Origin of the sequence: Pseudomonas sp. NFACC13-1 (assembly GCF_900104425.1) — a bacterium.
In the GTDB taxonomy this organism is placed as follows: Bacteria; Pseudomonadota; Gammaproteobacteria; order Pseudomonadales; family Pseudomonadaceae; genus Aquipseudomonas; species Aquipseudomonas fluorescens_AA.
Map to the genome: position 1 here is coordinate 338,647 of NZ_FMXV01000001.1, position 26,057 is coordinate 364,703.

23 protein-coding genes are annotated in these 26,057 nt (G+C 63.2%); 13 read left to right on the top strand and 10 right to left on the bottom strand.

Features of this window, described 5'->3' with window-relative positions; genetic code table 11:
• The first annotated feature begins 44 nt into the window (after positions 1–44).
• The 3 genes from BLQ55_RS01555 to BLQ55_RS01565 are packed head-to-tail and all read left to right on the top strand — an operon-like array spanning position 45 to position 1,618.
• Positions 45–461, top strand: coding sequence for an NUDIX hydrolase (locus BLQ55_RS01555; RefSeq protein WP_092251966.1), 417 nt, complete (start codon positions 45–47; stop codon positions 459–461).
• A gap of 24 nt (positions 462–485) precedes the next feature.
• Positions 486–1,124 (top strand): LysE family translocator, encoded by a 639-nt coding sequence (locus BLQ55_RS01560; protein WP_092205138.1) that lies wholly within the window; start codon positions 486–488, stop codon positions 1,122–1,124.
• A complete protein-coding gene (locus BLQ55_RS01565) occupies positions 1,121–1,618 on the top strand; it encodes a GNAT family N-acetyltransferase (protein WP_092251968.1) in 498 nt (165 codons plus the stop codon). Before BLQ55_RS01560 ends, BLQ55_RS01565 begins: the two co-directional genes overlap by 4 nt.
• A gap of 129 nt (positions 1,619–1,747) precedes the next feature.
• On the opposite strand, the gene metR is transcribed toward BLQ55_RS01565, so the two are convergent.
• Entirely contained in the window at positions 1,748–2,665 is a 918-nt protein-coding gene (gene metR / locus BLQ55_RS01570; protein WP_092205136.1) for a transcriptional regulator MetR, read from the bottom strand.
• 109 nt (positions 2,666–2,774) lie between these two features.
• Here metR and metE point away from each other — a divergent pair, with 109 nt between their 5' ends.
• Both metE and BLQ55_RS01580 read left to right on the top strand, forming a co-directional pair.
• Complete coding sequence (gene metE / locus BLQ55_RS01575) at positions 2,775–5,087, top strand: 5-methyltetrahydropteroyltriglutamate--homocysteine S-methyltransferase (protein WP_092251970.1); 2,313 nt, start codon at positions 2,775–2,777, stop codon at positions 5,085–5,087.
• A gap of 297 nt (positions 5,088–5,384) precedes the next feature.
• On the top strand, positions 5,385–6,404 hold the full coding sequence (locus tag BLQ55_RS01580) for an alpha/beta fold hydrolase (RefSeq protein ID WP_092205134.1): 1,020 nt from the start codon (positions 5,385–5,387) through the stop codon (positions 6,402–6,404).
• 168 nt (positions 6,405–6,572) lie between these two features.
• Here BLQ55_RS01580 and BLQ55_RS01585 read toward each other — a convergent pair whose 3' ends face one another.
• Positions 6,573–7,454 carry a LysR substrate-binding domain-containing protein gene (locus BLQ55_RS01585; protein WP_092205163.1) on the bottom strand — a complete coding sequence of 294 codons (882 nt, stop codon included), beginning with the start codon at positions 7,452–7,454 and terminating at the stop codon, positions 6,573–6,575.
• 158 nt (positions 7,455–7,612) lie between these two features.
• Between BLQ55_RS01585 and BLQ55_RS01590 the strand changes: the two genes are divergently transcribed.
• Positions 7,613–9,244 (top strand): 5-guanidino-2-oxopentanoate decarboxylase, encoded by a 1,632-nt coding sequence (locus BLQ55_RS01590; RefSeq protein ID WP_092251972.1) that lies wholly within the window; start codon positions 7,613–7,615, stop codon positions 9,242–9,244.
• Between the two features lie 141 nt (positions 9,245–9,385).
• Here the strand turns inward: BLQ55_RS01590 and BLQ55_RS01595 are convergent, their stop codons facing one another.
• On the bottom strand, positions 9,386–10,315 hold the full coding sequence (locus tag BLQ55_RS01595; RefSeq protein ID WP_092251974.1) for an AraC family transcriptional regulator: 930 nt from the start codon (positions 10,313–10,315) through the stop codon (positions 9,386–9,388).
• Positions 10,316–10,642: 327 nt separating this feature from the next.
• Between BLQ55_RS01595 and BLQ55_RS01600 the strand changes: the two genes are divergently transcribed.
• Both BLQ55_RS01600 and BLQ55_RS01605 read left to right on the top strand, forming a co-directional pair.
• Complete coding sequence (locus BLQ55_RS01600; protein ID WP_092251976.1) at positions 10,643–10,996, top strand: putative quinol monooxygenase; 354 nt, start codon at positions 10,643–10,645, stop codon at positions 10,994–10,996.
• Positions 10,997–11,038: 42 nt separating this feature from the next.
• On the top strand, positions 11,039–11,272 hold the full coding sequence (locus tag BLQ55_RS01605; protein WP_092251978.1) for a hypothetical protein: 234 nt from the start codon (positions 11,039–11,041) through the stop codon (positions 11,270–11,272).
• 173 nt (positions 11,273–11,445) lie between these two features.
• On the opposite strand, the gene BLQ55_RS01610 is transcribed toward BLQ55_RS01605, so the two are convergent.
• Together BLQ55_RS01610 and BLQ55_RS01615 are read right to left on the bottom strand one after the other, a co-directional pair.
• Positions 11,446–12,066, bottom strand: a complete 621-nt coding sequence (locus tag BLQ55_RS01610) for a flavin reductase family protein (protein WP_092205129.1) — start codon at positions 12,064–12,066, stop codon at positions 11,446–11,448.
• A gap of 169 nt (positions 12,067–12,235) precedes the next feature.
• Positions 12,236–12,595: a hypothetical protein gene (locus tag BLQ55_RS01615; protein WP_092251980.1), complete on the bottom strand. Its 360-nt coding sequence runs from the start codon at positions 12,593–12,595 to the stop codon at positions 12,236–12,238.
• Positions 12,596–12,927: 332 nt separating this feature from the next.
• On the opposite strand from BLQ55_RS01615, the gene BLQ55_RS01620 reads away from it, so the two are divergent.
• The gene (locus BLQ55_RS01620; protein ID WP_092205127.1) at positions 12,928–13,683 is read left to right on the top strand and encodes a COG4705 family protein; all 756 of its coding nucleotides are present in this window, start codon (positions 12,928–12,930) and stop codon (positions 13,681–13,683) included.
• Positions 13,684–13,805: 122 nt separating this feature from the next.
• On the opposite strand, the gene BLQ55_RS01625 is transcribed toward BLQ55_RS01620, so the two are convergent.
• The 4 genes from BLQ55_RS01625 to BLQ55_RS01640 all read right to left on the bottom strand — a co-directional run bounded on the left by BLQ55_RS01625 (position 13,806) and on the right by BLQ55_RS01640 (position 20,401).
• A complete protein-coding gene (locus tag BLQ55_RS01625; RefSeq protein WP_092251982.1) occupies positions 13,806–15,125 on the bottom strand; it encodes an MFS transporter in 1,320 nt (439 codons plus the stop codon).
• A 290-nt stretch (positions 15,126–15,415) separates the two neighbouring features.
• On the bottom strand, positions 15,416–16,741 hold the full coding sequence (locus BLQ55_RS01630; RefSeq protein ID WP_092201411.1) for a sigma-54-dependent transcriptional regulator: 1,326 nt from the start codon (positions 16,739–16,741) through the stop codon (positions 15,416–15,418).
• Positions 16,734–18,500 carry a sensor histidine kinase gene (locus tag BLQ55_RS01635; RefSeq protein ID WP_092252128.1) on the bottom strand — a complete coding sequence of 589 codons (1,767 nt, stop codon included), beginning with the start codon at positions 18,498–18,500 and terminating at the stop codon, positions 16,734–16,736. Before BLQ55_RS01635 ends, BLQ55_RS01630 begins: the two co-directional genes overlap by 8 nt.
• A gap of 377 nt (positions 18,501–18,877) precedes the next feature.
• Positions 18,878–20,401: a fumarate hydratase gene (locus BLQ55_RS01640; protein ID WP_060740866.1), complete on the bottom strand. Its 1,524-nt coding sequence runs from the start codon at positions 20,399–20,401 to the stop codon at positions 18,878–18,880.
• Positions 20,402–20,883: 482 nt separating this feature from the next.
• On the opposite strand from BLQ55_RS01640, the gene BLQ55_RS01645 reads away from it, so the two are divergent.
• Genes BLQ55_RS01645 through BLQ55_RS01655 form a run of 3 tightly spaced genes read left to right on the top strand, consistent with a single transcriptional unit; the run spans position 20,884 to position 23,696 of the window.
• A complete protein-coding gene (locus tag BLQ55_RS01645) occupies positions 20,884–21,990 on the top strand; it encodes a GGDEF domain-containing protein (protein ID WP_060743142.1) in 1,107 nt (368 codons plus the stop codon).
• On the top strand, positions 21,983–22,918 hold the full coding sequence (locus BLQ55_RS01650; RefSeq protein ID WP_092201413.1) for an iron-sulfur-binding ferredoxin reductase: 936 nt from the start codon (positions 21,983–21,985) through the stop codon (positions 22,916–22,918). Before BLQ55_RS01645 ends, BLQ55_RS01650 begins: the two co-directional genes overlap by 8 nt.
• 28 nt (positions 22,919–22,946) lie before the next feature.
• Positions 22,947–23,696 carry an enoyl-CoA hydratase-related protein gene (locus BLQ55_RS01655; protein ID WP_092251984.1) on the top strand — a complete coding sequence of 250 codons (750 nt, stop codon included), beginning with the start codon at positions 22,947–22,949 and terminating at the stop codon, positions 23,694–23,696.
• Positions 23,697–23,887: 191 nt separating this feature from the next.
• Here BLQ55_RS01655 and pyk read toward each other — a convergent pair whose 3' ends face one another.
• Positions 23,888–25,339: a pyruvate kinase gene (pyk, locus tag BLQ55_RS01660; RefSeq protein ID WP_092166364.1), complete on the bottom strand. Its 1,452-nt coding sequence runs from the start codon at positions 25,337–25,339 to the stop codon at positions 23,888–23,890.
• A gap of 313 nt (positions 25,340–25,652) precedes the next feature.
• Between pyk and BLQ55_RS01665 the strand changes: the two genes are divergently transcribed.
• On the top strand, positions 25,653–26,024 hold the full coding sequence (locus tag BLQ55_RS01665; RefSeq protein WP_092201417.1) for a tetratricopeptide repeat protein: 372 nt from the start codon (positions 25,653–25,655) through the stop codon (positions 26,022–26,024).
• The last annotated feature ends 33 nt before the right edge of the window (positions 26,025–26,057 follow it).

Consider the following 26,057-nt stretch of genomic DNA (forward strand, 5'->3'; position numbering starts at 1 on the left):
CTGTAATCTCCCCGGCATTTTTCTGCCCAAGGCTTTGACTCATCATGACCACCTCCCTCATCCGCATCGCCGCCGCCCTCTTGGTCGGGCCCGACGGGCGAACCCTGTTGGTGCGCAAGCGCGGTACCCGGGCCTTCATGCAGCCGGGGGGCAAGATCGAGGCCCATGAACAACCGGTGCAGGCGCTGGCCCGGGAGCTGGAAGAAGAGCTCGGGTTGCGGATCGATCCGGCCCAGGCCTGCCACTTGGGTGTGTTCAGCGCGCCGGCGGCCAACGAACCGGGGTTTATCGTGCAGGCCGAGGTGTTTTTGCTGAACATCGACGCCCCGGTTTCGCCAGCGGCCGAAATCGAAGAGGTGTGCTGGATCGACCCGGACGGCGACAGCGATCTTGTGCTCGCACCGTTGACAGGCGAGGTGATCCTGCCGTTTTATCGAGCGACATACCTCGCCGCTTGCTGATTCACGCCTCAAGGACTGACGCCCATGATCCCATTGCCGGACCTGTTGATTTTCGCCGCCGCCGCGTTACTGATGGTACTGACACCCGGCCCGAACATGATCTACCTGATTTCCCGTTCGATCTGCCAGGGCCGCAAGGCCGGCGTCACGTCGCTGTTGGGCGTGGTGGCGGGGTTCTTCGTGCACATGTTCGCCGCCGCCGCGGGGCTGACGGCGGTGTTCCTGGCGGTGCCCATGGCCTATGAAGTGTTGAAATGGGCCGGCGCGCTGTACCTGTTGTGGCTGGCCTGGCAGGCGGTGAAGCCGGGCGCGCGTTCGCCCTTCGAGGCCCGGCAGTTGCCGGCGGACTCGACACGCAAGCTGATCACCATGGGCTTTCTCACCAGTGCGCTGAACCCCAAGATCGCGGTGTTCTATCTGTCGGTGTTCCCGCAGTTCATCAGCCCGGAACACGGCTCGCTGTTCACCCAGAGCATCCTCCTCGGGCTGACCCAGATCAGCGTCAGTTTCAGCGTCAACCTGCTGATCGCCCTGTTCGCCGCCGGCATTGCCTCGTGGTTTGTCCACAACCCGCGCTGGCTGGCGGTGCAGCGCTACTTCATGGGGTTTGTCCTCGGTGCCCTGGCGCTGCGCCTGATGCTTGAGCAACGGCGTTCGGCGTGAACATTCGACGCCTGCGGGCCGGCGATGCCCTGGTGTATCGCGAGCTGATGCTCCAGGCGTACGCCTTGCACCCCCAGGCCTTCACCTCCAGCGTCGGCGAGCGGGCGAAGTTGCCCATCAACTGGTGGGAGTCACGCCTGGGCAGCCGGCTCGATGTGCTGTTGGGGGCGTTTGTCGAGCAAGAACTGGTCGGCATCGTTGGCCTGGCCCTGGAGCCCAGGGAAAAAGCCCGGCACAAGGCGCTGCTGTTCGGCATGTACGTCGCCGACGCACATCGCCATCGGGGCCTCGGCTACCAACTGGTGCAGGCGGCCCTCGACGAAGCCCGGCGCCACACCTTCCTGCGCCTGGTGCAACTGACCGTCACCGCGGGCAACGCCCCGGCGCTCAAGCTCTACCAGCGCTGCGGCTTCGTCCTGTACGGTCTCGAACCGATGGCGATCCGCGTGGACGACGAGTACCTCGACAAAATCCACATGTGGTTCGAGCTCTAATCTCACCGCAGACTCCTGTAGGAGCTGGCGAAGCCTGCGATCTTTTGAGCTTGATCTGTTGGGCGTTCGCTCGTGACTCAATGGCCAGGGGAAAGATCGCAGCCTCGCTTCGCTCGACAGCTCCTACAGTCAGCGAACGGCACTGACACCGTCGAGCGTGGAAAACGACGTGTCCTTGGCCGTCAGCAAAAAATCGCGCATGTATGGCGCGTCGAGCATGTCGGTGCGCACTGCCGCGTACAGCGTGGCGAACAGGCCTTTCTCCCCCAGCCGCTTGGCCTTCACGTAGCCCCGCGAGCTGTATTCATGCAACGCCCAGTGCGGCATGCCGCAGACGCCACGACCGCTGGCCACCAGTTGCATCATCATCACCGTCAGCTCGGACGTGCGCACCTGGGCCGGTTCGATATCGGCCGGTTCCAGGAAACGGGTGAAGATGTCCAGCCGGTCGCGCTCCACCGGGTAGGTGATCAGGGTTTCGCTGATCAGGTCCTCGGGCACGATGTAGGGCTTGCTCGCCAACCGATGTTGGTTGGCGACGGCGAGCATCGCTTCGTAGGTGAACAGCGGCACGTACGTGATGCCGGCCAGTTCCAGCGGGTCGGAGGTCACCACCAAATCGAGATCGCCCCGGGCCAGAGCCGGCAAGGGGGCGAAGGCGAAACCCGAGGCCAGGTCCAGCTCGACTTCCGGCCAGGCATCGCGGAACTGGTCGATGGTCGGCATCAGCCACTGGAAGCAGCTGTGGCACTCGATGGCCATGTGCAGGCGCCCGGCGGTGCCGCCCGCCAGGCGGGCGATGTCCCGTTCAGCACTGCGCAGTAACGGCAGGGCGGCATCGGCCAGTTGCAACAGGCGCAGGCCGGCGCTGGTGAAACGTACGGGCTTGGTCTTGCGGACGAACAACTGCATGCCCAGGCGCTCTTCCAGTTCCTTGAACTGGTGGGAGAGGGCGGACTGGGTCAGGTGCAGGCGTTCGGCGGCTTCGACCAGGCTGTCGGCTTCACGCAGGGCGTGCAGGGTCTTGAGGTGACGGAGTTCAAGCACCGGAGTGGCTCCATGAGTAAAACTTGTGATCAACACGAAAAGGTTGAGTTTGTCTCATGCAGGTCGAGCTGTCGACAATGGCGCCATCTTTTACAGGAGGACGCACACCATGGCCCTGGCCCATACCCTCGGTTTTCCCCGCATCGGCGCCGACCGCGAATTGAAGAAAGCCCTCGAAGCCTACTGGAAAGGCGACCTGGCCCCGGCTGCGTTGCAAGCCGTGGGTCGTGAACTGCGGGCCCGGCACTGGCAACTGCAGAAAGACGCCGGCATCGACCTGCTGCCCGTCGGCGACTTTGCCTGGTACGACCAGGTGCTCAGCCACACCTTGACCCTGGGCGCCGTCCCGCAACGTTTCCACGGTACCTTGGATGCCCAGGGCCGGCCGACCCTCGACACCCTGTTCGCCATGGCCCGTGGCGCCACGGCCAGTTGCTGCGGTGCCGAGCACGGCCAGGCGCAATACGCCCAGGAACTGACGAAGTGGTTCGACACCAACTACCACTACCTGGTCCCGGAGTTTTCCGTCGACCAGACCTTCGCCCTGAGCTGGGAACAGTTGTTCGACGAAGTGGACGAGGCCCATGCCTTGGGCCACCAGGTCAAACCGGTGATCATCGGCCCGTTGACCTACTTGTGGCTGGGCAAGGCCAAGGGCGAGGCCTTCGACAAGCTCGACCTGCTGGAGCGCCTGTTGCCGGTCTACGGTGAAATCCTCAACCGCCTCAAGGCCCAGGGCGTGGAATGGGTGCAGATCGACGAGCCGATCCTCACCCTGGACCTGCCCCTGGCCTGGAGGAGCGCCTTCGAGCGGGCTTACCACATCCTCCAGTACTCGCCGTTGAAAAAGCTCGTGGCCACCTACTTCAGCGGCCTGCAAGACAACCTCGGCCTGGCGGTGAGCCTGCCGGTGGACGGCTTGCACATCGACGCGGTACGTGACCCGGAACAACTGGGCCAGGTGCTGGACCGCCTGCCGACCTACAAGATTCTCTCGGTGGGCCTGGTCAACGGTCGCAACGTCTGGCGCTGCGAACTGGAACAGGCGCTGGCGCAATTGCAACCGGCCCAGGAGCGCTTTGGCGACAACCTTTGGGTCAGTACCTCGTGCTCCTTGTTGCACAGCCCGGTGGACCTGGAGCGTGAAGACCGGCTCGATCCCGAACTCAAGAGCTGGCTCGCCTTCGCCGTGCAGAAGTGCGGTGAAGTCGCGGTGCTGCGCGATGCGATGAACGATCCACAGGCCCCCGCCGTGCAGCAGGCCTTGAGCGACAGCCGCGAGGTGCAGGCCCGCCGCGCCGGCTCGGCGCGCATTCACAAAGCCGAGGTCCAGGCGCGCCTGGCGGCGATCGGGCCACAGGACAGCCAGCGGCATTCACCGTTTGCCCAGCGCATCGAACGCCAGCGCGCACGCCTGGCGCTGCCGGCCTTTCCTACCACCACCATCGGCTCTTTCCCGCAGACCCCGGCCATACGCCTGGCCCGTCAGGCCTACAAGCAGGGCAAGTTGTCGGCCAACGACTATCAGGACGCCATGCACACCGAGATCCGCCATGCCGTGCAGATCCAGGAACGCCTGGGCCTGGACGTGTTGGTGCACGGTGAAGCCGAGCGCAACGACATGGTGGAATACTTTGCCGAGCAACTGGACGGCTACGCCTTCACCCGTTTCGGCTGGGTACAGAGTTACGGTTCGCGTTGCGTGAAGCCGGCGATCATCTACGGCGACATCAGCCGCCCGAAAGCCATGACCGTCGACTGGATCCGTTACGCGCAAAGCCTGACCGACAAGGTCATGAAGGGCATGCTCACCGGTCCCGTGACCATGCTGATGTGGTCGTTCCCCCGCGAAGACGTGTCGCGCCAGGTCCAGGCCCGACAACTGGCCCTGGCCCTGCGCGACGAGGTGCTGGACCTGGAAAAGGCCGGGATCAGAATCGTGCAGATCGACGAGGCGGCGTTCCGCGAAGGGCTGCCACTGCGTCGCGGACAATGGCAGCACTACCTGGACTGGGCCGTGGAGGCGTTCCGCTTGTGCGCATCGGGCGTGGGTGATGACACCCAGATCCATACCCACATGTGCTACAGCGAGTTCAATGACGTGATCAAGGCCATCGCCGACCTGGACGCCGATGTCATCACCATCGAGACCTCCCGTTCGGACATGGAGTTGCTGGAAGCGTTCGAAGCGTTCGACTACCCGAACGACATCGGCCCGGGCGTCTACGACATCCACTCGCCACGGGTGCCGGACACGGCCGAGATGGTTGCGCTGATGAACAAGGCAGTGAAACGCATCGCCGCCGAGCGGCTGTGGATCAACCCCGACTGTGGGCTGAAGACCCGGGGCTGGCCCGAGACGGAAGCGGCACTGGTGAACATGGTGGCGGCGGCGCGGCAGTTGCGCAGCCAGTTGGCCTGAGGCCCGGCTGTTGCGGGCGAGCACCCTGTCCCTGGCAAGGGGAGCTTTTTTGTGGCGAGGCAGCTTGCTCCCGCTGGGCTGCACCCTGTAGGAGCTGTCGAGTGCAACGAGGCTGCGATCTTTCCTCAGACACTTGAGTCAAGCGTGCAAAAAAACAGCAGATCAAGGTCAAAAGATCGCAGCCTTCGGCAGCTCCTACGCAATCTTCATCAAACTGTCACGCAACTGTGGCAGCGCGCTTGAACAAACTTCATCAGACTCGCGCTCTACTGGGGTTCTGCGTTTCGGTGTTTCTTCATGCGTGTACTTATTTTCCTGGCCGCGTTGTTTTTCGGCCTGCCGTCGATGGCGGCGTCTCGTTGCGATGTCAATGTTGCGACCCAACGGGTCGATCTGGATCAGGTCAGCCTGGCCTACCAGAGCATTGGCCGTGCCTCGGATCCTGCATTGCTGTTGGTGATGGGCCTGGGTGGGCAGTTGATCCATTGGCCGGACGAAGTGGTGGTCGCCCTGTGCGAGCAGGGTTTCCGGGTGATTCGCTACGATAACCGCGATGTCGGCCTGAGCACCTGGCGCCAGGCGCCCGGCAGCGCCAACCTGACCTTTGAAGCCCTGCGCTACAAACTCGGCTTGCCCGTGGCCGCGCCCTATACCCTCACCGACATGGCCGACGACGGGCTCGGGCTGATGGACGCGTTGCATGTGCAAAATTTCCATGTACTGGGCGCGAGCATGGGCGGGATGATCGCCCAGCACATGGCGGCCATGGCGCCTGAGCGGGTTGAAAGCCTGACCCTGATCATGACCAGTTCCAGTGCCGCCGGCTTGCCCGCGCCCAGTGAAAGACTGGTGCAACTGTTGTCCCGGCGCGGAGCTCCGAATCGCGAAATGGCCCTTGAACAGCAGGCCGATCTGCTGGCCGCGTTGGGCAGCCCGATGGTGGTGGATGACCGTCAGGCCTTGCTGCATCAGGCTGCACTGGCCTATGACCGGGCCTTCAACCCCGAAGGCGTGAAACGCCAGATCATGGCGATCATGGCCGAGCCGAGCCGGGTAGCACTGCTCAATCAACTGCGGGTGCCGACCCTGGTCGTCCACGGCACCGCCGACCCGTTGCTGCCGGTGATGCACGGCGTGCACCTGGCGGCGCACATCCAAGGCAGCCAACTGAAACTGATCCCGGGCCTGGCCCATCGCTTCCAGGACGCGTTCAAGGCGCCGTTGCTGGCGGCGGTGTTGCCGTACCTGCAGCAGCACCGCGAAGACACGTCCCATTGGGCGCAGATCGAACCGGCGCAGGCGCCGAATCTGCTCTAGCGGATGCCTGGGTTTTTTGTGGCGAGGGGATTTATCCCCGCTGGACTGCACAGCAGGCCCAAACTATCGAACATGATCAGCCTGACACACCGAGGCGCTAGGCTTTGGGGGCGCTGCGCGACCCAACGGGGATAAATCCCCTCGCCACAAGGGTTTAGCACATGGCTTCTACCGCACCTGTGCCTGCGCCACCAACCAGTCCATCAACTCCAGCAACGGCCCCGAAACCTGGGGCTTGCGCGGGTGCACCAGGTGATAACCCAGCCCGGTCTTGACCTTCAGTTCGAACGGCACCACCAGCCGGCCGGCGCTCAGGTCGTCGCCGATCAGCGACCAGTCGCCAATCGCCACGCCCGTGCCCTGGGAGGCCATGGACATCGCCAGGTCCAGGGTTTCGAAATGCTGGCCCTTGCTGACCTGGTTCAAGTGCACACCGGCCGCCGCCAGCCAGGCGTTCCAGTCGCGCTCGTCAAGGGCCGGGTGCAACAGCAAGTGGTGCTGCAGGTCGGCGGGTTCATGCAGCGGTATCGGTCCTTCCAGGATCGGGCGGGAGCAGACGGGCGTCAGCTGTTCATCGAACAGGTGCAGGCACGCCAGCGAGGCATCCGGTGGTGGGCCATAGACCACCGCGGCGTCGAAGGCTTCGCGCTGGAAATCCACGCCGTGCCTGACTGTGGTGGTCAGTTCCACCGGCACGTCCGGTCGTTCCTTTTGCCATTGCAACAGGCGCGGCAGCAGCCAGCGCATCACACAGGTCGGGGCCTTTAGCTGTAGGGTCTGGCGCTTTTCGCCGATCTGCTGGACCGCTTCGCCGATCAGGCCGAACACCTGCTGCACCCGTGGCAGCCACGCCTGGCCCTCGGCGGTCAGGCTCAGGCCGCGTGCCTGGCGCTGGAACAACGCATAACCCAAATGGTCTTCCAGCCCGGCGATCTGCCGGCTCACCGCGCCCTGGGTGATGTGCAACTGTTCGGCGGCCCGGGTGAAGTTGCAACATTGGGCCGTGATCAGAAATGTGTGCAGCGCCGGTAACGGGGGGAGTCGTTTCATTTCGATCCAAGCCATGACGTGAGGACATGGCTAGTATGACTTTTTATCCATTGTTGTCGCCATGCCCCGCCCGTTCCAATAACGCCATCTCCAAGACAAAAGGGGCCCGCTCCCTAGTGCTGCGCGGCCTTTTACCCGACCAGAAAAAGGCAATGGCAATGGCGACGTGCGGCGAAGTATTGGTCAAGTTACTCGAAGGTTATGGCGTGGAGCAGGTGTTCGGCATTCCCGGCGTGCACACCGTCGAGTTGTACCGCGGGCTGGCCCGTTCCAGTATCCGCCATGTGACGCCGCGTCATGAACAGGGCGCAGGTTTCATGGCCGACGGTTACGCCCGGGTCAGCGGCAAGCCCGGCGTGTGTTTCATCATCACCGGCCCCGGCATGACCAACATCACCACCGCCATGGGCCAGGCCTACGCCGATTCGATCCCGATGCTGGTGATCTCCAGCGTGCAGTCGCGCAGCCAGTTGGGCGGCGGGCGTGGCAAGCTGCATGAACTGCCGAACCAGTCTGCATTGGTAGGCGGTGTCGCGGCGTTTTCCCACACGCTGATGTCCGCCGCCGAATTGCCCGGCGTGCTGGCCCGGGCGTTCGCGGTGTTCCAGGCCGGGCGCCCGCGGCCGGTGCACATTGAAATCCCGCTGGACGTTCTGGTCGAAGACGCCGATGCCTTGCTCGCCAGCGTGCCGGTGAACATCAGCCGCGCCGGTGCCGCACCGGGTGCGGTAAAACAAATGGCCGGCCTGCTGGCGACGGCGCGACGGCCTTTGATCCTGGCCGGTGGCGGGGCCATTGACGCAGGGGCTGAATTGACCGAACTGGCCGAACGTCTCGGCGCGCCAGTGGCGTTGACCATCAATGCCAAAGGCCTGCTGCCTGCGCGCCATCCGTTGCTGATCGGCTCCACCCAGAGCCTGGTGGCCACCCGTGCGTTGGTGGCCGAGGCGGATGTGGTGTTGGCTATCGGTACCGAACTGGCCGAAACCGATTACGACATTACCTTTGCCGGCGGCTTCGAGATTCCCGGCGCGCTGCTGCGCATCGACATCGACCCGGACCAGACCGTGCGCAACTACCCGCCGCACCTGGCGCTGGTAGCCGACGCCGGTGTCGCCGCCCGGGCCTTGCTCGACGAATTGGGCCAGCGACCCTTGGCCGAACGCCAAGCCGATTGGGGACCGGCGCGTGCCGCCCGCTTGCGCGCGGAGCTTCAAGGCAGTTGGGACGCCGCGACCCGCGCCCAGACGGTGTTTCTCGACACGGTCTTGCAGACGCTACCGGAGGCGGTGTTCGTCGGTGACTCCACGCAACCGGTGTACACCGGCAACCTGACCCTCAACCCGGAGCAGCCGCGCCGCTGGTTCAATGCCTCCACCGGCTACGGCACCCTTGGCTACGCGTTGCCGGCGGCCATTGGCGCCTGGCTCGGCGGCAAGGACCTGGGCCACGGCCGCCCCGCGGTGGTGTGCCTGATCGGTGACGGCGGGTTGCAGTTCACCCTGCCGGAACTGGCCAGCGCCGTGGAGGCGAGCACACCGGTGATCGTGCTGCTGTGGAATAACCAGGGCTACGAAGAGATCAAGAAATACATGCTCAACCGCGGCATCGAACCGGTGGGGGTGGACATCTACACCCCGGATTTCATCGGTGTCGCCAAGGCCTTGGGCTGCTTTGCCCAAGCCATCGACGATGTGCCGTCGCTGCGTGCCGCGTTGCTGGCCGCCCGTGAGCGGCAGGGGCCGACGTTGATTGAGATTGACCAGGGTGTCTGGACATCGAAGTGTTGAGGTGTTTTTGCTGGCTCTATCGCGAGCAGGCTCGCTCCCACAGGAGATCTTCAGTGGACACGAATGCGTGGTTCACCACCGATCAAATGTGGGAGCGAGCCTGCTCGCGATGAGGCCGGCACAACCCATCCAAACCCTCTCTCAAACGGTCATCCGCAACCGCGCCAGGTCCCGCAACGGCGGCGCGCCGAACAATCGGCTGTACTCGCGGCTGAACTGCGAAGGGCTTTCATAACCCACCCGATACCCCGCCGCCGAAGCTTCCAGCCCTTCGGCCAGCATCAGCCGGCGGGCTTCCTGCAAGCGCAGTTGCTTCTGGTATTGCAGTGGGCTCATGGCCGTCATGGCCTTGAAACGGTGATGCAGGGTCGAGACGCTGAGGTTCACTTCCCGGGCCAGGTCATCGATGCGCAGCGGCTGTTCGAAATGGCCGTTGAGCCATTTGATCGCCTGGCTGATGCGATGACTCTGACTGTTGGCGATGGCGATTTCATACAGCCGATAGCCCTGTGGACTGCGCAGCAGGCGATAGAGGATTTCCCGGCGCACCAGGGGCGCGAGCATGGCGATGTCTTTCGGCGTGTCCAGCAGCCGTGCCAGGCGCAGCACAGCGTCGAGCATCGGCGTATCCAGGCGTTCGACATACAGCCCGCGCCCGGCGGGGCGGGTCGGCACGCCCAAGGGGCCGGCATCGGCGATCAACGCAGTGATTTCCGCCGGGTCGATGTCCAGGCGCAGGGCCAGGATCGGCTGCTCGGGCGAAACGTCGGCGACGCAACCGCTGAGCGGCATCGAGACCGAGACCACCAGGTAATGGAGCGGATCGTAGTTGAAGAGCTCGTCCGCCAGGCGCACCTGTTTGCTGCCCTGGGCCATGATGCACAGCGCCGGTTGCGCCAGCACCGGGGCGAATTTGTGCGGCTGGCTGTGCCGCGACAGGTTCAGCGAGCCGATGGCCGTGGCGTAGGTGCCGTCTTCGCTGGTGTTGCGGTCGATGATCGATGCCAGTTCGGCGCGCTGTTGTTCCAGGTAGGTGTCCAGCGGGACGTGAGCGTGATCGAGTGGCGACATGCCGTGATCCTCAGGCGATAGAGAGCGATGAACGAAGCTTATGTTTGTGCAAGGCACAGCGGTAGCAACATCCTGTTGAAAGCTTGCCTGATCCTGCACGGCGCAATGGGCCATGACGGGTCAATGCGGGTGAAACTTGCTTGAAACCTTTTGTTTCAACTTCGCAGTCGGCAGCGGGTTCGATGGCGGCTCTTGTGCAACCGATGCGCAGGATTGTGCAACGGGTCGGCAGGAATCGACTAACGAAGCTCGCGTCGTGGCGCTTAACCTTTGATCCTGTCGCAGCCTGTCCCCGGCTGCACAATGGATTACCTGGGAGGGTTGAGCATGACTACACAGATCCCCGTCAGCCACATGGCTTTTGTCCGGGCCCGCCGTGGTTGCTCCAAGCAACTGGGTGCACGCCTGAGTACGCTGATCGCGCCCTCGCGCCAGGCGCCCGGTTGCCTGCACTTCGCCTTGCAGCAATCGCAATGCGACGCTGATTTGTGGCTGGTGTCCGGGCTCTGGGTCAATCAGCCGTCGATGGACGCCTACTTCAACTCACCGGCCATGGCGATTTTCGCCGAGCTGGTGCAGGACCTGGTGGTGAGCAGCCTGGATTTCCACACCTTTAGGGAAGTCTCCGCCGCTCAGGCGACCGAAGGGTGCCGGGCACAGGTACACAAACTGGCCGGTTGAAGGTTTAATGACCGTCATTTTCCACCGCCAGGATGCACAAACATGGCACGTAAAGCCTTTGATACCTTTGAAGCCGTTTCCGCCGTTGTTCCCAAGGAGGGCGGCGGTTACAACGCCGCCATTGCCACCAAGGCCATCGGCGGCTCAGGTGCGCCGCGTTTCAACAAGGTGCTTGAAGACCAGAGCTTCAAGACCGCGACCGAAGCCGATGAAGCCGCTGCCGTGCAGCTCACCCATCTCCAGGGTGTCGACGACGAGGGCGGGCTGGTCTGGTAAACCCGTGTCACCTGTTGGGATGACCTACACCTGTGGCGAGGGGATTTATCCCCGCTGGGGCGCGAAGCGGCCCTAAAACAGTCCAGGCAACTCAGTGTCAGGAAGGTATTGGGGGCTGCTCCGCAGCCCAGCGGGGATAAATCCCCTCGCCACAGAGTGTGATGGGCAAGCTTCTATTTGGGGCGATGCATCTTGAACAACGCCTCAGGCCCCAGCTGGAAATAATCCGCCGGCCCACCCCCGCGCAAGATCGGCTCGGCGGCGGCGGTGTCGTACACCCCATCCTTCAACAGCCACTGGGCGATATGCACGGCGACCACTTCGCCGAGGATCAGCCAGCTTGGCACCAGCCCTTTGTCCGCCCGCTGCAATTGAATGATCTGTGTGACCTTGCATTCAAAGGACACCGGGCTTTCGGCGACGCGCGGCACCTGGATCACCCGTGACGGGGCGGCCGTCAGGCCCGCCAGTTCGAACTCATTGACCTCTGGGCCGACCATCGCGCAGCTCTGGTTCATCTGCTCGGCGAGCGGTCGGGTGGCCAGGTTCCAGGCGAACTCACCGGTCTGTTCGATGTTGTTCAGGCTGTCTTTGCGCCCGACGCTGGAGAACCCAATGATCGGTGGAATGTAATTGAAGGCGTTGAAGAAACTGTAGGGCGCCAGATTCAAGCGGCCTTCGCCATCTTGGGACGAAATCCAGCCGATGGGGCGCGGGCCGACGATGGCGTTGAATGGATCGTGTGGCAGGCCGTGACCGTTGGCGGGTTCGTAGTAATGGATGTCATCGGGCATGGCGGGCGTTTCCTGGAAAGGCATTCATAGGCGGCCAATAGTGCAAGGCTGGGCCTTTTATTTCCAGATTGGGTGATGCAAAAAAAGATCGCAGCCTCCGGCAGCTCCTACAGGACCGTGTTCAATCCGTAGGCGCTGCCGAAGGCTGCGATCTTTTGACGTTCAATCATCAACCAATTGCTTCGGCAGTGCCGGTCTTGTCGAAGCCGTCAGCGGCAATGGCGTCGGCGGTGCCGGTCTTGTCGAAGCCGTCAGCGGCGATGGCGTCGGCGGTGCCAGTCTTGTCGAAGCCGTCGGCGGCGATGGCGTCGGCGGTGCCGGTCTTGTCGAAACCATCGGCGGCGATGGCGTCGGCGGTGCCGGTCTTGTCGAAGCCGTCGGCGGCGTAATGACCGGCAGGGCTGCGTTCGATGGCTGCGCTGGCGTTGGCACCGAAGGAGGCGGCACCGGTCTTGTCGAAACCGTCAGCGGCGAAGGTGTTGGCGGCCAACACGGACAGGGTCAGGGCGAGGATCAGTTGGGTTTTCATGGTGGTCACTCCGGATTCGTGGGCGATGTGTGTCTTGCATGGGTTGAATGCTACGCCAACTAAGTTGATTAAAAAGCGCAAAATAATGCTAAAAACAATCGATTAACTAGATATTAAGGGCGGCGTATTCAATCGCTTCCATCGTCGGAGCGAACGTCGCGCAGGTCATCGATTCAGTGAACCCAGGGTGTGGCAAGTGCATTAACGGGCGATTAATCCCAGTTCAATGACAGATTTTTCATAGATTACGGACCTGCTTTTCACCGCCGCGATGTCAACTTGCCCCCACGGCTGGACCCCAAGAGTCAGCTGCCACACTCCGGAGCCCTGCGATGAATAAACTGCCTCAAATCACCTTGGCCTTCTGGGTCATGAAAATCTGCGCGACGACCCTTGGCGAAACCGCGGGAGATCTGCTGTCGATGACCCTCGATGTCGGTTACGCGATCAGTTCGCTCATGTTGATCAGTGTGTTTGTCCTGACCCTGATCACGCAGTTGATGGCCAAGACTTACAAGCCAGTGCTGTACTGGATCGTGATCCTGTCCACCAGCACGGCGGGCACCACGATGTCCGATTTCATGGATCGCACCCTGGAGTTGGGTTACGCCACCGGGTCGATGATCCTGATTGCGATTCTGCTGGCGATCTTCGCCGCCTGGCGCCTGAGTGGTGATTCGCTCAATGTCACCAAGGTGCAGACCTTTCGCGGCGAGATGTTCTATTGGATGGCGATTCTGTTTTCCAACACGTTGGGCACTGCCCTCGGCGATTACCTGGCCGACGATTCGGGCTTGGGCTTCGCTGGCGGCGCACTGTTGATCAGCTCGACCATTGCCGTGGTCGTGGCGCTCAAGTACTTCACCCGTATTTCGTCGGTGGCGTTGTTCTGGATCGCGTTCGTGCTGACCCGTCCCCTGGGGGCGACCCTGGGCGACTTGATGACCAAGCCTCATGAAAAAGGCGGCCTTGATTTCGGCACCATCGGTTCATCGGCGGTGTTGGCGGGGATATTGATCGTGATGATCGCTGGCGCGACCTATGCGCAGAAGCGTTATGGCAAGCAGGGCACTGCTGAGTTGACTTGAGACCGAGTTGTCTCCAATCGCGAGCAAGCTCGCTCCCACAGGGATTTACGCTAATCCTGTGGGAGCGAGCTTGCTCGCGATGGGGCCATCACCGTCACCGTTGCGGTGGCGGTTGAACCCTGTCAGTCGGTCACGATCCGCGAATGCTTGCCGGTGTCTTTCATGGTGATGTACACCAGCAGCGACACGGCGATGCAGGCCGTCACGTACCAGTAGTAGCCGGTTTCCATGCCGATGCTCTTGAACCACAGGGCGATGTATTCAGCGGTGCCGCCGAAGATCGACACGGTCAGTGCGTAGGGCAGGCCGACGCCCAGGGCGCGGATTTCGGTGGGGAACAGCTCGGCCTTCACCACGGCGTTGATCGAGGTGTAGCCGCTGACGATGATCAGCGCGGCCATGATCAGGAAGAACGCACCCCACCAGGTCTGGATGGTGTGCAGGGTGGTGAGGATCGGCACGGTGAACAGGGTGCCAAGGATACCGAAGGCGATCAGGATCGGCCGGCGACCGATCTTGTCCGACAGCCCGCCGATCACCGGTTGCAGGCACATGAACAGGAACAGTGTGGCGGCGGAAATGGTGGTGGAGTCGGAGATGCTCATGCCGACGGTGTTCACCAGGTATTTCTGCATGTAGGTGGTGTAGGTGTAGAACGCCAGCGTGCCGCCCATGGTCAGGCCGACCACGGTCATCAGTTCCTTGGGGTGGCGCAGCAAGGTGCGCATGGCGCTTTCCTTGGACTTCTCTTTCTTGGTGAACGACTCGGTTTCTTCCATGCCGCGCCGCAGGTACAGCGCCACGACCGCACACAGTGCGCCGATGGCGAACGGGATGCGCCAGCCCCAGGCGTACAACTGTTCGGTGGTGAGGAACTGTTGCAGCACGATCAATACACCCAAGGCGATGAGCTGGCCGGAAATCAGGGTCACGTACTGGAAGCTGGAGAAGAAGCCGCGACGTTCCTTGGTCGCCATCTCGCTCAGGTAGGTTGCCGAGGTGCCGTACTCGCCACCCACCGACAGGCCTTGGAGCAGGCGAGCGAACACCAGCAGGATCGGCGCGCCGACGCCGATGGTTTCGTAGCTCGGGCTCAAGGCGATGATCAGCGAGCCGAAGCACATCAGGTACACCGAGGCCATCAACGCACGTTTGCGCCCGGCGCGGTCAGCGTACAGGCCCATCAACCAGCCGCCGATCGGGCGCATCAGGAAGCCCACGGCGAAGATCGCGGCGGTGTTGAGCAATTGGGCGGTGGTATCGCCCTTGGGGAAGAAGACTTTGGCGAAGTACAACGAGAACGCGGCGTAGACGTACCAGTCATACCACTCGACCATGTTGCCGACCGAGCCGCTGAAGATCGATTTGATCCGGCTGGCGGTGGTTCTTTCACGGGCGGGCACGGCAGCCGACCCAATGGGCAGGGCGTTGGAGTTATCCATCGAAGGATCCTTCATTTAATTGTTTTTGTGGAGCGCGCGGGAACGCAGCCTGACAGGGCTATAGCAGGAGCTGTGCCAGGCGCTGGAGGGCCGGTCTAGAGGGGTTTGCGGTGTCGAGTGAGCGGAAATCCGCTTGTTTTCGATTGGTGGTGAGCGGAAATCCGCTTATTCGGGGGTGTTGGCTCTGACCTCATCGCGAGCAAGCTCGCTCCCACATTTTTGTCTGTGTACGCATAACCCTGTGGGAGCGAGCTTGCTCGCGATGGCGCCAGTGCAGGCGCCACAGAAACCTACAAAAACATCTCCCGGCTCAACCCATGCCGCTGCATCTTTTCATTGAAGGTGCGGCGTGGCAGTTGCAGTTCTTCGAGCACGGCTTTCACATCACCTTTGTGCCGAGTCAGGGCGGCGCGCAGGCATTGGGCTTCGAAGGCTTCCTGCTGGGCCGCGAGGGACTGGCCCGGCTCCGTCTCCAGGGCGGGCAGTTGATCCAGCCCCAACACCTGGCGTTCGGCGACGTTGGCCAGTTCCCGCACATTGCCCGGCCAGTCGTGGCTGAGCAGATGGCTCAACTGCGGGCCGCTCAGGGGCGCGGCGGGGCGGCCCAGGCGTTCGGCGGCGTTGTGGGTGAAGTGTTCGAACAGCAGGGGAATGTCCTCGCGCCGTTCTCGCAGCGGCGGCAGGCGTAGCTCGGCGATGTTCAAGCGATAGGCCAGGTCTTCGCGAAAACGCCCGGCCCGGGCTTCGTCCAGCAGGTCGGGCTTGGTGGCGGCGATGATGCGCAGGTCCACGGCGATGCTCTGGTTGGAGCCCAGGCGTTCGAGCTTCTGTTCCTGCAATACCCGCAGCAGCTTGACCTGCTGGGCCAGGGGCATGCTTTCGATTTCATCGAGAAACAGCGTGCCGCCGTCGGCATATTCAAGCTTGCCGATGCGTTTGCCCTGGGCGCCGGTGAAGGCGCCGCTTTCGTGACCGAACAACTCCGCCTCGAACAGCGCTTCGGGAATGGCCGCGCAGTTCAACGCGACGAAGGGTTTGTTCGCCCTCGGGCCGAAATCGTGCAGGCAGCGAGCGACCAATTCCTTGCCGCTGCCGGTTTCGCCACGGATCAATACGTTGACCGGCAATGCCGCCAGGTCCAGCACTTGGCGCCGCAGGTTTTGCAGCGCACGGGAAACCCCTAGCAGCGTGCCATCGAGGCGGGCGCGGGCGTCCGCCTGCTCATGCAGGCGGCGGTTTTCCAGGACCAGGGTGCGCTTGTCCAGGGCCCGGCGCAGGCTGCCGAGCAGGGCTTCGGGGCTGAAGGGTTTTTCCAGGAAATCATAGGCACCGTCGCGCATGGCCTCCACGGCCATGGGCACGTCACCGTGGCCGGTCAACAGAATCACCGGCAGGTCCGGGTCGCGGCGACGTACTTCGGCCAGTAGCTCCAGGCCGCTGAGGCCGGGCATGCGCACGTCGCTGAGGATCACCCCGGGAAAATGCTCCGGCAACCGGGCCAGGCATTCGTCGGCGCGACTGAACAGCTGCACCTGGAACCCCGACAGGCTCAACCATTGCTCGACGGCATTGCGGATGCTGCTTTCGTCATCCACGACCATGACTGAATCAAGCATGCAGTTGCGCCTCCTGATCGATGGGCAAGGTCACGCAGAATACCGCGCCGTTCTCGTGGTTGTCCGCGCTCAGACGCCCGCCGGACTCATGGATGATTGCAAACGAAACCGCCAGCCCCAGGCCCAGGCCATCGCCCACGGGCTTGGTGGTGAAAAACGGATCGAACACCTGGGCCAGGTGTTCCTCGGCGATGCCGGTGCCGCTGTCGCTGACGGTCAGGCGCCACAATTGATCATCGGCCTCCAGGCGCACTTCCAGGCGCCTGAGAGGTTGGCCGGCCATGGCGTCGAGCGCGTTGCGCAACAGGTTGATCAACACCTGCTCAAGGCGGATTGCATCGCCGCGCACCCACGCTGGACGGGTCAAGTGCAACACAGTGCTGACCTGCTCGTCCCGCAGGCGCGTGTCCAGCAGTTGCAGCGCCTGGTCCACCACTGCCGCCAGGTCCAGGCGTTCGCGCAGGCCACTGGGGCTTTTGCGGGCGAACGTCTTCAAATGGCCGGTGAGGGCGGCCATGCGGGTCAGCATGTCGTCCACCGGCTTGAGGGCCTTGTAGGCGTCATCGACCCGACCGTGATCCAGCAGCAAGCGCAGGGTTGCCAATTGCATGCGCTGGGCGGTCAAGGGCTGGTTGATTTCATGGGCCAGGGCCGCCGACATCTGCCCCAGCGCCGCCAGCTTGGCCGATTGCACCAGCCCGTCCTGGGCGGTGCGCAGGTCCCGGGTCCGCTCCTCCACCAGCCGTTCCAGCTCTTCGCGGCTGCGCTGGCGCAACTTTGCCAGGCGCCAGCGCTGGTTGAGAAACAGCAACAGGAACACCAGCGCCAGCCACAACCCGGCGGCGGCAAGCCCGGCGTTGCGCAGGTCCTCGAAGGCGATCTGCGGACGGCGCAGCAAGTGCAGGGTCCAGCCTTCGGCGCTCAACGGCAAGGATTCCCACAGGTAATCCTCCGATCCACCGGGGGCCTCGACCCGGGCCAGGCGGCTGTTGTCGTCGAAGCGGCGCAGCGGTTCATGGGCCAGGGCTTGCAACGGTTGTTTGTCGTATTGGCGGGTGGCCTTGAGTTCGGCGCGGTCGCTGTCGGTCAGCGGCTGCAAGTGGCGATAACGCCAGCCCGGGCGATTGGCGATGAAGATGATGCCCCGGGCATCGCTGACCAGCAGGGTGTCGCTGCCCTGGCGCCATTCGCGCTCCAGCTCCGGAAACTCCAGCTTCACCACCATCGCGCCAAGGAACTCGCCGTTGTCGCCGGTCACGGCGCTGGAGAGAAAGTACCCCGGGATGCCGCTGGTCACGCCCACCGCATAAAACCGCCCGGTGCCCTGGGTGCGGGTCTGGATGAAGTAGGGACGAAAGCCATAGTTGTGCCCGACATAGCTGCTGGGCAGGCGCCAGTTACTGGCCGCGACGGCCAGGCCGCTGTGGTCGAGCAGTTCCAGTGTGGATGATTGGGCGGCGCCATTGATCTGTTCGAGCTTGCGATTCAACGCATCCTGCTGCGCCGCGCTGACCGGCCCCTTGAGGGCCGAGCGCAACTCCGGATCCAGCGCCAGCACGGCGGGCAGGGCGCGGTAGCGTTCGATCAGGGTGTGCAACGAATTGGCGTACAGCGCCAACTGCTGGCTGGCACGGCTGGCATCTTCCTTCAAGGCCTCGCGTTCGGCGTGGCGCACGGCGAGGGTGGCGGCAACCGCCGCGCCGGCGAGGATCAGCAAGGTGTACAACGACAGGCGCAAGGTACGGGGGGTCGGCAGCATGCTGGCGTAAACCAGTGGAAAGTCGGGCGGGCACGATAGCATGGCGGTTGCTCTGTGGGAGCGAGCTTGCTCGCGATGACGGTGGGTCATCCAGAGAGGATATTGACTGACAGGCCGCTATCGCGAGCAAGCTCGGCTCCCACAGTAGATGGGGGCTGTGCACAAGATTTGTGTCCGATGATAGCCACAGTGGGAGCGAGCCTGCTCGCGATGGCAGTGGGTCATCCAGAGAGGATGTTGGCTGACAGGCCGCTATCGCGAGCAAGCTCGGCTCCCACAGGATTACCACAGGTACCTGTAGTGAGCATCGCTGACATGGACACAAAAAAAGGCCGGTGGGCTTGTCGCTCACCGGCCTTGTTCATGGCACTGAAGTGTTACTGCACTTCGACCGCCAGGCTGTCGCTGATCTTCTTCTGCCAGATGGCAGGGCCGGTGATGTGCACCGACTCGCCTTGGCTATCGACCGCAACGGTCACCGGCATGTCCTTGACCTCGAACTCGTAGATCGCTTCCATGCCCAGTTCGGCGAACGCCAGGACCTTGGATTTGCGGATCGCCTGGGCCACCAGGTAAGCGGCGCCGCCGACGGCCATCAGGTAGACGGCCTTGTTGTCCTTGATCGCTTCGATAGCGGTCGGGCCGCGCTCGGATTTGCCGATCATGCCCAACAAGCCTGTCTGCTCGAGGATCTGGCGGGTGAACTTGTCCATCCGCGTGGCGGTGGTCGGGCCGGCTGGGCCGACGACTTCATCGCCGACCGGGTCGACCGGGCCGACGTAATAGATGAAGCGGCCCTTGAGGTCCACTGGCAAGGTTTCACCCTTGTTCAGCATCTCGACCATGCGCTTGTGCGCCGCGTCGCGGCCGGTGAGCATCTTGCCGTTGAGCAGCACGGTTTCGCCCGGCTTCCAGCTTTGCACGTCTTCTGGCGTCAGGGTGTCGAGGTTGACGCGACGAGCCGACGGGCCGGCTTCCCAGACGATTTCCGGGTAGGCGTCCAACGGGGGCGCTTCCAGCGACGCCGGGCCCGTGCCATCCAGCACGAAGTGGGCGTGACGGGTGGCGGCGCAGTTGGGGATCATGCACACCGGCAGGGAGGCGGCGTGGGTCGGGTAGTCCATGATCTTCACGTCGAGCACGGTGGTCAGGCCACCCAGGCCCTGGGCGCCAATGCCCAGTTGGTTGACCTTCTCGAACAGCTCCAGGCGCATCTCTTCGATACGGTTCTGCGGGCCGCGGGCCTTGAGCTCGTGGATGTCGATGGATTCCATCAAGACTTCCTTGGCCATGACCGCGGCTTTCTCGGCGGTGCCGCCGATGCCGATGCCGAGCATGCCCGGTGGGCACCAGCCGGCACCCATGGTCGGAACGGTTTTGAGCACCCAGTCGACGATGGAGTCGGACGGGTTGAGCATGGCCATCTTCGACTTGTTCTCGGAGCCGCCGCCCTTGGCCGCCACGTCCACTTCCACGGTGTTGCCCGGGACGATGGAGTAGTGGATGACCGCCGGGGTGTTGTCCTTGGTGTTTTTACGCGCGCCGGCCGGGTCGGCCAGGATGGAAGCGCGCAGGACGTTTTCCGGCAGGTTGTAGGCGCGACGCACGCCCTCGTTGATCATGTCGTCCAGGCTCATGGTCGCGCCATCCCAACGCACGTCCATGCCCACGCGCACGAACACGGTCACGATGCCGGTGTCCTGGCAGATCGGCCGATGGCCGGTGGCGCACATGCGCGAGTTGATCAGGATCTGCGCCATGGAGTCACGGGCCGCCGGCGATTCTTCGCGCAGGTAGGCCTCGTGCATCGCCTGGATGAAATCCACGGGGTGGTAGTAGGAAATGAACTGCAGGGCGTCGGCAACGCTCTGTATCAGGTCATCTTGCTTGATCACGGTCATGAGTCGCGCTCCTCTCTGAAGACGGGAACATTCAATAAGGTGCCGTCCGTTTGGGTGCATCGGTCGACGGACGACACCTCTTTAAGGCACGCCGGGCATGCTGGCGCGACGCTAAAAAGGCGCGGCAGTATATCGCAGGCCGGCACCCTGTGGGAGCGAGCGGCCTGTATGGAGTGGGATTTATCTGTGGCGAGGGGATTTATCCCCGCTGGCTGCGAAGCAGCCCCAAAAGACAGATGGGCATTAACCTGACCCACCGCAGTGGCAGCTTTCAGGTCTGCTTCGCAGCCCAGCGGGGATAAATCCCCTCGCCACAGGGGGCATCTGCCAGCACTCAACAATGCGTCAATTGGGCCATTGCTTTGACGCCATTTTTCTGCTCCAGAATTGAATGGTCATTTGCCCTACACGCCACTAAAGTGGCGTCTGGCCTGTAGCGTAGGACGCCTCCTGTCAGTTCCTTTCCCATGGTGAGTCAACGATTGACCCATAACGCCATTCAACGTCTTTTGCTGAAACGCTTCGCTTTGGCGGCCGCGACATACGCGCTGGCACTGGTTTTGTTGTGGCTGGCATTTTTCAGTGGGCATTACCTGGACTCGTTGCGCGGTGTCATCATCGGCAGCGTGTTGGTGGTGCTGTGCCAGGCCGGGCTGTTCGCGCTGTTTATCACCGACCGCAACCTGCGCTTCGCCGACCCCAGCCTCACCGAAGTGCAGGTGTTGATCGGCCTGGGCTGGCAGACCTGGATGATGGCGCACCTGGACCAGGCCCGGGGCGTGTTCCTGGTGTTTTATGTGCTGATCCTGCTGTTCGGGTTGTTCCATCTGTCGCGCCGGGCCTTTGTGCGCTGCGCGTCGCTGGTGTTCATCAGCTTCACCGCGATTACCCTCTGGGACGGTTACTTCTTCAGGCTTCCCGATCCCACCCTGGCCGGGTTGCAGGTGGCCGTGCTGTTTCTCGTGCTGGTGTGGCTGGTGTTTTACGCCCGCTACGTCCAGACCTCACGCCAGCGCATGCGCCAGCGGCGGTTTGCCTTGCAGGCGCACCAGGACACCTTGCGTGGCATGATGCGCCAGCTCGAAGACCTGGTGGCCACCGATGAACTGACCGGGCTGTTCAATCGCCGGCACTTCCTGCGCCTGGCCTCCCGCGAACTCAACACCCTCCGGCCTGGCGTCGCCCATGGCCTGGCCCTGATCGACCTCGACCATTTCAAGCGCATCAACGACCTGCATGGCCATGCCGCGGGCGACCAGGTGCTGCAGGCGTTTGCCGCGGTCGCCACGGCGTGCCTGCGCGAGGGCGATGTACTGGCCCGTTACGGCGGCGAGGAATTCGTCATGCTGCTGCCCGCTTGCGACCCCCATCGCCTGACGGCCTGTTGCGAGCGGCTGCGGCTGGCGTTCACCGAAGTCGAGCTGATCGGCCTGCAGGTCGGCGCCCTCAGCCTGTCGGCGGGCATGACCATGCTGGAAATGGGCGATGACCTGGACAACGCGTTGCAGCGTGCCGACCAGGCCCTGTACCGTGCCAAGCGAGACGGCCGCAATCGTTGCGCCGCCGCTTGGGAGAATGTCGATGCCTGAACTGACAGTCGCTGGCCGGCAATGGACGGTGGCGGCGGGCAGTAACCTGCTGGACGCCTTGAACGGCGCCGGCGTGGCGGTGCCCTACAGTTGCCGCGCCGGCAGCTGCCACGCCTGCCTGGTGCAGTGCGTGGGGGGCGATGTGCGCGACAGCCGCCCCGACGCCTTGAGCCCGACGCAGCGCGACCAGGGTTGGCGGCTGGCCTGCCAATGCCAGGTGGTCGAGGATGTGCGGATCCATACCTTCGACCCGCAACGCGACGGCCAGGCCGCCCAGGTGATGGCGGTGGATTGGCTGGGCGGTGAGGTGCTGCGTCTGCGCCTCACCCCCGAGCGGCCGCTGCGGTATCGGGCCGGGCAGCATCTGGTGCTGTGGGCCGGCGAGGTGGCCCGGCCGTATTCCCTGGCGAGCCTGCCCGAAGAAGACCGTTTCCTGGAGTTCCACCTCGATTGTCGCGAGCCCGGCCTGTTCATCGACGCGGCCCGGCAGATGAAGGCCGGCGACCCGATCCGCCTGGGCGAACTGCGTGGCGGTGCCTTGCACTACGACGCCGACTGGCACGACAGGCCGCTATGGTTGCTCGCCGCTGGCACGGGCCTGGCGCCGTTGTTCGGTCTCCTGCGCGAAGCCTTGCGCCAGCATCACCAAGGCGCGATTCGCCTTATTCACGTGGCCCATGATACGACCGGGCATTATCTGGCCAAACCCCTGGCGGCGTTGGCGGCCAAGCATGAAAACCTCTCGGTGGAGTTGCTGGCCGCGGCCGAGGCGCCGTCCGCCTTGGCGCAACTGCGGCTTGTTTCCCGGCAAACCCAGGCCTTACTCTGCGGCCATCCCGACCGGGTCGAGGCCTTTGCCAAGCGTTTGTACCTGGCTGGCTTGCCGCGCAATCAACTGCTGGCCGACGTCTTCCTGCCCCGTGGTTGAGCGCTGATTTCCAGACGCGAGACCGATCATGACCGAAACCCTGTTGCTCGACCGTCAACGCGGCCTGCTGACCGTGCGCTTGAACCGCCCGGACAAGAAAAACGCCCTGACCCGGGCCATGTACCATCAATTGGCCCAAGCCCTGGCGATGGCGGACAGCGACCCCCAGATCCGCGCGGCGCTGCTCAGCGGTTCCAGCGATTGCTTCACCGCCGGCAACGACATCGTCGACTTCCTCGAGCAGCCACCGAACGACCTCGACAACCCGGTATTCCAGTTCATGCTCAGCCTGCTCGATTGCCGCAAACCGGTGATCGCCGCCGTGGCCGGGCCGGCGGTGGGCATCGGCACCACGTTGTTGCTGCATTGCGACCTGGTCTACGTCAGCCGGGACGCGCGGCTGCGCATGCCGTTCGTCAACCTGGGGCTGTGCCCGGAATTCGGTTCCAGCCTGATCCTGCCGCGGCTGCTGGGCCAGGCCAGGGCTGCGCAATTGTTGCTGTTGGGTGAGGGCTTCAGTGGCGAACAAGCGGTGGCGTGGGGCATTGCCACCGAGGCGCTGGACAGCGGTGAAGCGGCACTGGCCAAGGCGCGGGAGGTGGCGCTGGGTTTCGAGTCGCTGCCGCCTGACGCGGTGCGCATCAGCAAGCAACTGATGAGGGCGCCGGACCGGGAACTGTTGCGCAAGGTGATTGAAGAAGAAGGCAAGCTGTTCACCCAACGCCTGCGCTCGCCCGAGGCGGTTGCGGCGTTGTCGGGTTTTATCAACAGGCATTGAATTCTGGAGCGCCTGGCCTGGCCCCATCGCGAGCAAGCTCGCTCCCACAGTAGGTCTGCGGTGTCCATGAAACCCTGTGGGAGCGAGCTTGCTCGCGATGGCGGCAGACCAGACAGCACAGACTTCAAGGTAAAAACCAAAAAGCCCCACCATTCACATGGCAGGGCTTTTGTTTTTCAGCGCTCGGTCACTCAGACCATCGGGTCGCCAACATGCAGGATTTTCATCCCGTTGGTGCCGCCGATGGTGTGGTAGCTGTCGCCCTTGGTCAGGATGACCCAGTCACCGGTCTGCACGACGCCCCGCTTGACCAGTTCATCCACCGCCGCCTGGCTGACTTCGCCCGGTTGCAGGGCGGCCGGGTCGAACGGCACGGTGTAGACGCCACGGAACATGGCGGCGCGGGCCTGGGTTTCGCGGTGCGGGGAGAACGCGTAGATCGGCACCGAGGAACGGATGCGCGACATGATCAGCGGCGTGTAGCCACTTTCGGTCAGGGCGATGATCGCCTTCACGCCCGGGAAGTGGTTGGCGGTGTACATCGTCGCCAGGGCGATGCTTTCGTCGCAGCGCTCGAAGGTCTTGCCGATGCGGTGGCTGGAGGTCTTGCTGGTCGGGTGCTTTTCAGCGCCGATGCAGATACGCGCCATGGCTTGTACCGCTTCGAGCGGGTAGAGGCCAGCGGCGCTTTCGGCCGAGAGCATCACGGCGTCGGTGTAGTCGAGCACGGCGTTGGCTACGTCGGACACTTCGGCGCGGGTCGGCATCGGGTTCTGGATCATCGACTCCATCATCTGGGTCGCGACGATCACGGCCTTGTTGTGGCGGCGTGCGTGCAGAATGATTTTCTTCTGGATGCCCACCAGCTCGGCGTCGCCGATTTCCACACCCAGGTCGCCACGGGCCACCATCACGGCGTCGGAGGCCTTGATCAGGCCATCGAGGGTTTCGTCGTCGGCCACGGCTTCGGCGCGTTCGATCTTGGCCACCAGCCAGGCAGTACCGCCGGCTTCGTCGCGCAGTTGACGGGCATATTCCATATCGGCGGCGTCACGGGGGAAGGACACGGCCAGGTAGTCGACTTCCATTTCCGCGGCCAGCTTGATGTCGGCCTTGTCTTTTTCGGTCAGGGCCGGCGCCGTCAGGCCACCGCCGCGACGGTTGATGCCTTTGTGGTCCGACAGCGGACCGCCGATGGTCACGACGCAGTTCAGTTCGGTGGCGGAGGCGGTCTCGACGCGCATCACCACGCGACCGTCGTCGAGCAGCAGTTCGTCGCCCACGCCGCAGTCCTTGACCAGGTCCGGGTAGTCGATGCCCACCACCTGCTGGTTGCCTTCGGTCAGCGGATGGCTGGTGGAGAAGGTGAATTTGTCACCGATCTTCAGCTCGATGCGCTTGTTGGCGAATTTGGCGATACGGATCTTCGGGCCTTGCAGGTCACCCAGCAGGGCAACGAAGCGGCCGTGCTTGGCGGCGAGGTCGCGCACCAGCTTGGCACGTGCCTTGTGTTCTTCGGGCGTGCCGTGGGAGAAATTCAGACGGGCAACGTCCAGGCCAGCCAGAATCAGCTGTTCGAGAACTTCCGGCGAATTACTGGCCGGGCCAAGGGTAGCGACGATTTTGGTGCGACGGACGGACATGCAAGACTCCTCAAGTTCAAGCGCCAGCGAAGGCTACTATGCTCTTTGGGTGTAGTCATTGTTCATATGCACTACTTTTTCGTTTGTTTTTCGAAATGAACATTCTTGAAAATTTTTGCGCGTTACTCCATTGCAATGCAAACCATTGCGTAGGAGCTGCCGAGTGCAACGAGGCTGCGATCTTTCCCCAGACAATTGAATCTTGAGCGAAAACTCAGCACATCGGGTCAAGGTCAAAAGATCGCAGCCTTCGGCAGCTCCTACAGATTTTCCCAGCCAGGTCGATACAGGGCTCAAGACAGGAGAACCTCCCATGCGATTCGTGCTTTTTGTTGCCCTGGCCCTGAGCGTCACGGGCTGCACCCGTTGGTCGATGAACCACCACATGAACCTGGCCTACAAGGCCTATGACCGTGGCAATTGCGAGCAGGTCATGCTCGAGTTGTCCCAGGTCGACCGCGCCAGCCGTGCCCGCCGCTACATGCAGCCGGAAGTCTCGATGCTGCGCGGCCAGTGCCTGGAGCGGCAGAAGCTGTTTGTCGATGCGGCACAGACCTACCAGTTCATCATCACCCAATACCCTAACAGTGAATACGCGTTCCGCGCTCGCGCCCGTCTGGAAACCCTGCAGAGCCTGGGCCACTACCCGACCCGCAGCGCCTCGGCCATCCGTCCAGCTTCTTGACCCTTCCCCCCGTGGCCAGGGGCAATCCTGGCC